The sequence below is a fragment of the Bacillus sp. AFS001701 genome (assembly GCF_002559405.1).
Lineage (GTDB): Bacteria > Bacillota > Bacilli > Bacillales > Bacillaceae_G > Gottfriedia.
Genome location: NZ_NTZO01000064.1, coordinates 1 through 7,596, shown reverse-complemented (window position 1 = coordinate 7,596; position 7,596 = coordinate 1). Strand labels below are relative to the sequence as shown.

Sequence of the window (7,596 nt, the reverse complement as noted above, 5' to 3'; positions counted from 1 at the left end):
ATAAAATAGATAAAATAACACGTCTAAATAATTTTTTATTTATACCCAATGAACCATTTCACTCCTTTTCATCTTTTCATCTTTCCCTAAAACAAAAAAATTATAAAAAAAAACTTTCTCATCTATGAGAAAGTTAGAAGTTAGAACATTTGATATCCATTTTTTCTTAATGAAAGGATTACTACTCCTGACATAATTGCCCCTACTAAACCAGCTGTTAAAATAACAATATCACCAGTTCCTACTGCCATTAAGTTTGACTTTAATGTCTCAAAAGCTACAGTAGTATTCGTAAAATATTTTACCGTACTAATCTTGTCCAAAATCATAACGATTAATAGTGGATAGATTACTACCATAAACCAAGTTGTTCGAAAAAGCATATTTGCAAGGAAACCGATTCCAAAAGCTAAAACGAAGAATAACAAAATTGAAATTAGTAAAACTGGAATACTCATCACCATATAAAAAACACCCCACATTTTTTCTATATACAGTGTAAAACCTTCTTGTCCTATCGTCAATTTTAAAAAAATTCAAATTATTGAAAAATTACTTAATAAAGTGATAGGTTGTATATTGGAATTGATCTCCTGGATTTAAACCTTTAACCACATTCATTGGTTTATTCGGAGGATTTTCAATTAAGTATTTAATAAGTAATGAAGATGTAGGATCCTTTAGTAGCTCTTCTTCAGACATAAAACGTGCATCTGATAACTCTTCTTCTTGAATCGATATCGTTGTATCATCTGCCTGTAATAAGAAAATTAACATATTATCACTAATTTCTTCGCGAATCACGCCAGTCCTAACACCAATTAAACCCATTAAAGTTGCATTTACGCCTGTTTCCTCTTTAATCTCTCTTAAAACTGCTTGATCAACAGTTTCATCTTGTTTTACAAAACCTGCTGGTAAAGACCATAAACCTTTTAAGCCGCTATATTTTTTCTTTACAACTAACCATCTTCCGTTAGAGTCTTGCACTAAACCAGCTACCCCTAGCCATACATTGCCTCTTTTACTCATCTATTATGACCACCTTTACGATAAAGAAAACGTGTCTATTGGCGAGCTTTTAGGTGAAGACAGAGGCGTAGTTGAACCTACACTTTAATACTTAAAATTGGAAACTACGTCAACTCCCTGCTGCCAATTCACATTTGAATAATGTACAAAGAAAAAGCCCGACTTAAGTCGAGCTAATATCCTAATATGCTTATAGCAAGTTTAATTTACCTTTTTTAAGAACTAACATTGGTCCACCAAGTACGAATAAATAACGGTTATCAATTACTTTTTTCATAAATGAAGCTTTCCAACCAGTTAATTTTTTACCGTAAACTACGCCAATTGCATCATCATGTCCTAATGAACATACTGTACCTTTAATGTCTGGTGTGAATTCTTCTAATTCACCTTTTCCACGAACTAGTACTGCTAAGTTGTGTGCAACATTAAATCCTTGTTGAATTGCAATTTGTGCTGTTGGTGGGTATGGACGGTTACTTGCTTCGTCAATTAATAAAGCAGAGTCACCAACGATGAATACATCGTCATTTCCAGGAACACGCATATCTTTAGTAACTTTTACACGTCCACGCATAGCCTCAAAACCAGATTGCTCTACTAATGCATTTCCACGTACACCTGCAGCCCATACAACTGTTGCAGAGTTAATTTTTTCTTCAACATCACCTTTAGCAACGATGATCCCATCTTCAGTACATTCTTTAATAGCTGTACCAATTTTGAATTCTACACCTTTTTTCTCTAATTGAGAAACAGCATAGTCAACTAATTCAGGATCAAAACCTGGTAATACCATTGGTGCAGCCTCTACGCAAATAATACGAACTAAATCACGATCGATATCATATTCTTTGCATAATTCTGGAACACGGTTTGCAAGTTCGCCAACAAATTCAATACCAGTAAATCCAGCACCACCAACGATAATCGTTAATAACTCATCGCGCTTTTCAACTGGAGTATTGTAGTATTTAGAGAAGCTGTAATCAATATGCTCACGAATTTGACGAGCAGCATTGATGTTAGCAATTGAGAATGCATGTTCTTTTAATCCTTTAATACCAAAAGTTTCTGACTCAAAACCTAGTCCAACTACTAAATAATCATAATCTAATTCGCCATTAGAAAGTAATACTTTCTTCTCTTCAGGTTTGATTTGAGTAACAGTATCTTGAATAAAGTTAATTTTATCTTGATTTATCACGTCTTTAATATCAAGACGTGTACGGTCATGGTGTAATGTACCTGCTGCATTTTCATGTAACCATGTTGCTTGGTAGTGGTAGCTGTTTTTATTTACTAGTGTAATGTCCGCTTCATTTGCAGATAATGTTTTTTGAAGTCGAGTTGCAGTAATAATTCCACCGTACCCAGCTCCAAGGATTACAATCTTAGGCTTATTCATGATATACATACCATCCTTTTAAATTATATTAAGTACCTACAATTTGCCGTAATATCACTAAATTTATAACTAAGCTCAATAGTGAGCAATCTAATTCATTATAAATTAGTACATAAGTGAGCAAACGATTATATAGGGATATTTGTCTAAATATTTCGTAATAATTGTCACAAAATGTTAACAATTAGCCTATAACAATATTAAAGTTTTTTGTGTAAGATTTCAAGCATAAATCTAATCGGTAGAATTCTCGAAATATTAAGTGAAATTAGGTATATTTTGATCCACACCTCAGTTTATCGGCATAAAATATGATATTATTCTATTATAGATGACATGCATTTATACATGAGGAGGATATATTCCAGGTATTTATGCTACTGGCATATTTGTAAATATGATGGAAAAGTTAAACTAATTGCTTCTGGATTTGGTGAAGCACAAACGCAATCAACTATTAATGATCCAACTGCGAAAGTACAACCAGGTCATAGTTCTTCAATGCTCTAAAATATAAGATTTAAATCATAAGGACTGACTTTTTATTGGCAGTCTTTTTTTTATCTTACTTGTGATACATTGAACAATGTACAACATAATTCGTGAATCATTTCACAACCAATTTCTTGAAAAACCAATTCAAATTTTTATCTACACTATATAATAGTACACAACTTCAAAAAAGATTCAATAATTTACCCTGAATTTGTTAAAATATTAACAATTAAGAATTTTGCCTAGTTTATATAATAGAAAAAATAGGATACAGAAGTATCCTATCATTGTTTAGACAACGTACTAAAACTTGATTTTCGGACTGATTGCAAGCGCTTGTCTTTCGAGGCGCGAAGCTTGGTGAGGAGCGGAATTACCCTAGACGGTAATGAGCACCACAGGCAGGCGAAGCAACGAAGAAAGCGAGCGTTTGGCGGGCAGTCTGAATTAGCACTCTTCAGGTGAACCTGCATTCGTAGCTGTTCTAAAACTAGAACCACATCCACATGATGCGATTGCATTCGGATTATCGATTGTAAATTACGGACCTCTACCACGATACCCCAACGCTAACTATACCGGTCACTGAGCGCTTTTATCATACTCGTATATTATTTCGTTCTTACGTATTTAACGTAACTTGTATTGTTAATTTCATTATAATGGTAGGAGTTGCGGAGTACAAGCGCATAAACAAAAAAAAGTGACGCCACCCGTTAAGGCGACGCCATTTATTCGTTATTCCCCGATCGATTTCGTTAGCTTTTCTAATTCCGCTTGAATCTCGTCATCACTTAAATACGTAGTTGCTTTACGTACTTCAGTCGTTTCAGTCTTCATTACTTTACGTCCTAACAACGTGTAGTACAAGTCGAGCGCTTTCGTATAGCCTTTTTCGATTAGATCGATAAGCATTTTATCGGCTTTACTGCGGTATGCTTCAAGGTGTTGGTCCGATAGCGCGCTTTGATATGCAATAAAGTCGGGCTTTCTGCGCCATTCTAAAAGAGTTCTACGGCTAACACCTACTTCTTGCGCAATCTCCTCCTGCGTTTGATTTCCGCCATCAAAATCGTTAATTACTAACAGATACGCTGCTTTTGCTTGCTGATCCGTTAATCGTTTCTTTAAATCACTTGCTTTCATAATATCGCTCCTTAAATTAAATGCTTTATTTTTTCATAGTGCGCTCTCGCTAATTCTTCATCGTCAAATACTTCCGGCACTTCTTCGACTATCAACGGTCTCTTTTCGCATAATCCGATATTTGTATATAAATCACGCATTAAGTCGCTTGCTTCAGCATCTTCCGATAATTGCGCCTTTTCGATTTTATCCAAACAGTCGAGTAGCATATAGCCGGTCATTCCGCAAAGCATTCCTACAGACTCATTAAGTAACGTCAAATCATCCGAATACTTATCTCGCAACTTTTTAACGTCCAACTCGAGAATAGTTCCGGACGCTGCAAGTAATGAGGCGTATTTAACGATTAAATCCCGTAAAGGCCAAACACGTTCCATTAATTTTTCCGTAAGTTCCATCGAAACAAAACTAGGCGGTCTTTCTGCGGGAAGCCCCTTCGATGTGCGTTCTTTCACTAATTTCACTAAATCTTCTTCTAATTTACGGATACGTTCGTCTAGTTCAGTTAAATCCATACGATTCCCTCCTATTTAAATAAGCGCCCCTCGTTAGAAGGACGCTCTAAATTCACTCGTAATAATAACTTACAATTCGGTCCATTACGAAATATCTTTGATCATTGTTATAACAAAGCACAATCACTCTATCGCCGACTTTTAATCCGTCCTGGAACTCTAACGTCTGCAATGCCCCGCCGTTTATTTTTATTTGGCGTGAATGCTTCGTTAGATGTTCGGCTACTTCGAAATCATCCGCTTCTAGATCGAACTTATCTCCGTCAATACGTAGCTTTATATTCGGAGGAGTTGCGGTAATAGTTGCTAAACTTATAGAAATTGAATCGTTTTTACCGTGCATTTGCATTAACTTAACTAACCTTGAAGCTCCTGAACCTTCTAAACGCGCCATTATGCCATCTGCACCCCTTCTTTTTCAATAAGTTTTGCTAATTCGTACGCAACTTTTTTAATGTCGGAGTCTTGTCGTACATTCATCGTACCAACATTAACTGTTACTCCCTTACCGCCTTTACCTTTGCCTTTGCTATACGCTTCGTTTTCTTCTGGCGTTAAGACCCTTTCACCCTTATGCAAGGTAGCGCTGTATCCGTTATACGGAACGTTAGCCAATCCGCTTGCGTGCGATTTTCCTCCTACTAATCCCAATACACCGCCGCCCATACTCGGCAATTTAAACGTCGGCATTTTGAAGTTCGAGATGGACGACTTGAATTTATTCCATACCGATACTAATAATCTAACTGCGTTTACTACTGAACCAATCGGACCAAGTAACGCTGTGAATACGCCTTTGAACGGCCCTAATTTATTCCATAGCTCCGTAGTTTTTTGTTTCACTATATCCCAATTACGGTAAAGTAATACTGCTACTCCGACTAACGCAGATAAAGCTAAAATTACCGCGCCCACCGGATTCGCGTCCATGGCAAAATTTAGCGCCCATTGTGCACCCGTTAATAATCCGTATGCTATACGAAGGTTCGTAATAAGCGTTATAATTCCGTTAATAATCGTTAATCCTACCATCGCAGTTTTAAACGCAACGATTGCCGTGGTTACTCCGATAATCGCTTCTTTTACTAACGGCCAATTATCCATAACGTAACCTGCTACCTTTTTAATGCCATCGTAAGCTAAACTTAAGGCGTCTTTTATCGGTTGGAGAGAATTATTAAAGTCGATAAAATTCTGCTTAATTGTCGGCCAATTGTCCTTTATATACGTTCCAAACTCGACGGCTTTCGTTACTGCGCCCGCTAGGAAGTCGCTACCTTTTTCTTTTAGAAAGTCTAATCCTCCGCCTTGCATCCAGTTATTAATATCGGTCAAAGGTTTCTTTAGCTTTTCGAGGGCTGCCGTTCCCATTTTGCCGAGTGCCGTGGTGACATTACTCTGCAAGGTTTGCCACTGAGCAGAAGCTGACGTATTAACTTGATTAACGAATTTCTGCGTGAAGCCGAGTTTGTTTAATACCTTATCTAATGCCGCAATCTTCTCCGTTGCAGTATCCGCGCCTTTAAACGTTTCTTTAAGCATTGATCGCGGAATGTTAAATCGTTCCTGTAGCGAAACTAAATCGCCGGACAACGCCTCGCGGATTGCGAAACTTGCTCCGGTCATCCCCTCAAGAGTGTTAGAACTAGCTAGTCGTTCCGTGATACCGAGCAACTTATTAATTTGCCCTAAATCTTTCGTCATCGGAAGGAAAGCTTTACCAGCTCCCATAAAATCGGCGTCTGAGAATACGGATTTCAATCCTTTTTGCTGAAGCATATCGAAAAGCTTATTCGCTTTTTCTGTATCGTTAACCAATGCAGAAAGTGTTAATTTATCGGTTTCCATCTGCATTGCGCCTTGCATTGCCGTTTTCAGAGTATTAACGGCCAAAGTAGTTGCCCCAAAAGCTGCTCCGATTTTTGCGACTTGACTTGTTAAACTACTCGAACTACTCGACATTCTTGAAACGGCTTGACTTGCACGTCTCATACCGGAAGTAAAGGATTGATCGTTAAGACGAAGGGCAGCCGTTAAGTTAAATGACATCTAGACCACGCCCCTCAATGTTGCGGATTAATCCATTTACGGTCCTAATTGTTTTAAGCATTGACTTCATCTGCTTCTGAACGATCCTACCTGTCGGCTTATAACGGCTAGCTAAATCGTTAAAAGTTCTCAATTCCTTAGTAAGAGTAATCGTTTTTACGCCGAGAAGCTTAACCTCTGAATCTTCCCTACGCATCTTGAACTCCTCGCCTATTCTGATCAACTCGTTCATATCTTCTAGTACGTCCGAATAATCAACTTTACGAGCAATTATGTCTTGAACGACAAAAAGGAGCTCACTATATCGCTGAACTCTTAAATCGTAAATATTCATCTATTTCACTCCATTCTTATTAAATAAAAAGACGCCCGAAGGCGCCCGTCGAGTTACTTTTTAGGAGTAACGCGTTTTGTCACTACCGTTGGCACTTTTAGCGTTTCCTTGCCTGGACGAGAAACTTCGCGTAGTGTAATAATCTTTTTAGACATCTGTATCACCTCCGTATTATAAATTTAAAAAAAGAGTACTATTAATCAGCACTCTCTTCCGTTTTGTTATTTGTTTGATTTTGTAATTGTAGTTTTATTGCCGCAAAAGTCACACGCGATTCAACCGTTCCAAGAACACGCGCTGCCGTAGCCATTCTCGTTAAATCGTCTTCAGTTATAATATTTTTCTCAGCTAATTTCTTTCTCATTTCGTTTATAACAATATGTGCATTCATTATTTGATTTCCTCCTTAACATCGCTTAGCTTTTCGATATATTTAAAACCTTCCGGAAACTGCGGATCATTTGAATTTACATCTCTAGCCGCAAGAACAACTTTTTGAATTGTTTCCGTTACTACATTGAAATAACCGAAAGGATTGTTTGCGTAAATTAATGCGCTAGTTTCTCCCGATTCTCTAGCCGATTTGCTAACTTCCTGCACTTCTTCCGTTAAATCTT

The 7,596-nt window shown here is 37.3% G+C and carries 10 protein-coding genes and 2 pseudogenes; 1 reads left to right on the top strand and 11 read right to left on the bottom strand.

The genetic code is table 11. From position 1 onward, the window contains the following. Positions 1-140: 140 nt before the first annotated feature. From CN514_RS05635 to CN514_RS05625, 3 genes are all read right to left on the bottom strand, one after another. Complete coding sequence (locus CN514_RS05635; protein ID WP_098231759.1) at positions 141-458, bottom strand: YuiB family protein; 318 nt, start codon at positions 456-458, stop codon at positions 141-143. A 94-nt stretch (positions 459-552) separates the two neighbouring features. After that, complete coding sequence (locus CN514_RS05630) at positions 553-1,032, bottom strand: NUDIX hydrolase (RefSeq protein WP_098231757.1); 480 nt, start codon at positions 1,030-1,032, stop codon at positions 553-555. Between the two features lie 190 nt (positions 1,033-1,222). Then, complete coding sequence (locus tag CN514_RS05625; protein ID WP_141529303.1) at positions 1,223-2,440, bottom strand: NAD(P)/FAD-dependent oxidoreductase; 1,218 nt, start codon at positions 2,438-2,440, stop codon at positions 1,223-1,225. Between the two features lie 361 nt (positions 2,441-2,801). Between CN514_RS05625 and CN514_RS05620 the strand changes: the two are divergent. Continuing rightward, positions 2,802-2,950: pseudogene (locus tag CN514_RS05620) on the top strand (ferredoxin--NADP(+) reductase); the annotation flags it as partial. A 432-nt stretch (positions 2,951-3,382) separates the two neighbouring features. Here CN514_RS05620 and CN514_RS05615 read toward each other — a convergent pair. From CN514_RS05615 to CN514_RS25550, 8 genes and pseudogenes are all read right to left on the bottom strand, one after another. Further along, a pseudogene (locus tag CN514_RS05615) lies at positions 3,383-3,475 on the bottom strand (iron-sulfur cluster assembly accessory protein); the annotation flags it as partial. Positions 3,476-3,673: 198 nt separating this feature from the next. Then, positions 3,674-4,081, bottom strand: coding sequence for a phBC6A51 family helix-turn-helix protein (locus tag CN514_RS05610; RefSeq protein WP_098231756.1), 408 nt, complete (start codon positions 4,079-4,081; stop codon positions 3,674-3,676). 11 nt (positions 4,082-4,092) lie between these two features. Further along, positions 4,093-4,596: a hypothetical protein gene (locus CN514_RS05605; RefSeq protein WP_098231755.1), complete on the bottom strand. Its 504-nt coding sequence runs from the start codon at positions 4,594-4,596 to the stop codon at positions 4,093-4,095. A 52-nt stretch (positions 4,597-4,648) separates the two neighbouring features. Next, the gene (locus tag CN514_RS05600; protein WP_098231754.1) at positions 4,649-4,990 is read right to left on the bottom strand and encodes a DUF2577 domain-containing protein; all 342 of its coding nucleotides are present in this window, start codon (positions 4,988-4,990) and stop codon (positions 4,649-4,651) included. Then, positions 4,990-6,645, bottom strand: coding sequence for a phage tail tape measure protein (locus tag CN514_RS05595; RefSeq protein ID WP_098231753.1), 1,656 nt, complete (start codon positions 6,643-6,645; stop codon positions 4,990-4,992). Before CN514_RS05595 ends, CN514_RS05600 begins: the two co-directional genes overlap by 1 nt. Further along, entirely contained in the window at positions 6,635-6,979 is a 345-nt protein-coding gene (locus CN514_RS05590) for a hypothetical protein (RefSeq protein ID WP_098231752.1), read from the bottom strand. The genes CN514_RS05595 and CN514_RS05590 overlap by 11 nt, the downstream gene beginning before the upstream one ends. Positions 6,980-7,175: 196 nt before the next feature. Beyond that, entirely contained in the window at positions 7,176-7,370 is a 195-nt protein-coding gene (locus CN514_RS05585) for a hypothetical protein (RefSeq protein ID WP_098231751.1), read from the bottom strand. Next, the coding region (locus CN514_RS25550) for a hypothetical protein (protein WP_176525807.1) at positions 7,370-7,596 on the bottom strand (227 nt) is incomplete at its 5' end. The genes CN514_RS05585 and CN514_RS25550, both read right to left, overlap by 1 nt.

Coding starts and splice junctions, on each gene's coding strand:
- CN514_RS05635 (WP_098231759.1), bottom strand. CDS start 458: ATGAGTATTCCAGTTTTACTAATTTCAATTTTGTTATTCTTCGTTTTA.
- CN514_RS05630 (WP_098231757.1), bottom strand. CDS start 1,032: ATGAGTAAAAGAGGCAATGTATGGCTAGGGGTAGCTGGTTTAGTGCAA.
- CN514_RS05625 (WP_141529303.1), bottom strand. CDS start 2,440: ATGAATAAGCCTAAGATTGTAATCCTTGGAGCTGGGTACGGTGGAATT.
- CN514_RS05610 (WP_098231756.1), bottom strand. CDS start 4,081: ATGAAAGCAAGTGATTTAAAGAAACGATTAACGGATCAGCAAGCAAAA.
- CN514_RS05605 (WP_098231755.1), bottom strand. CDS start 4,596: ATGGATTTAACTGAACTAGACGAACGTATCCGTAAATTAGAAGAAGAT.
- CN514_RS05600 (WP_098231754.1), bottom strand. CDS start 4,990: ATGGCGCGTTTAGAAGGTTCAGGAGCTTCAAGGTTAGTTAAGTTAATG.
- CN514_RS05595 (WP_098231753.1), bottom strand. CDS start 6,645: ATGTCATTTAACTTAACGGCTGCCCTTCGTCTTAACGATCAATCCTTT.
- CN514_RS05590 (WP_098231752.1), bottom strand. CDS start 6,979: ATGAATATTTACGATTTAAGAGTTCAGCGATATAGTGAGCTCCTTTTT.
- CN514_RS05585 (WP_098231751.1), bottom strand. CDS start 7,370: ATGAATGCACATATTGTTATAAACGAAATGAGAAAGAAATTAGCTGAG.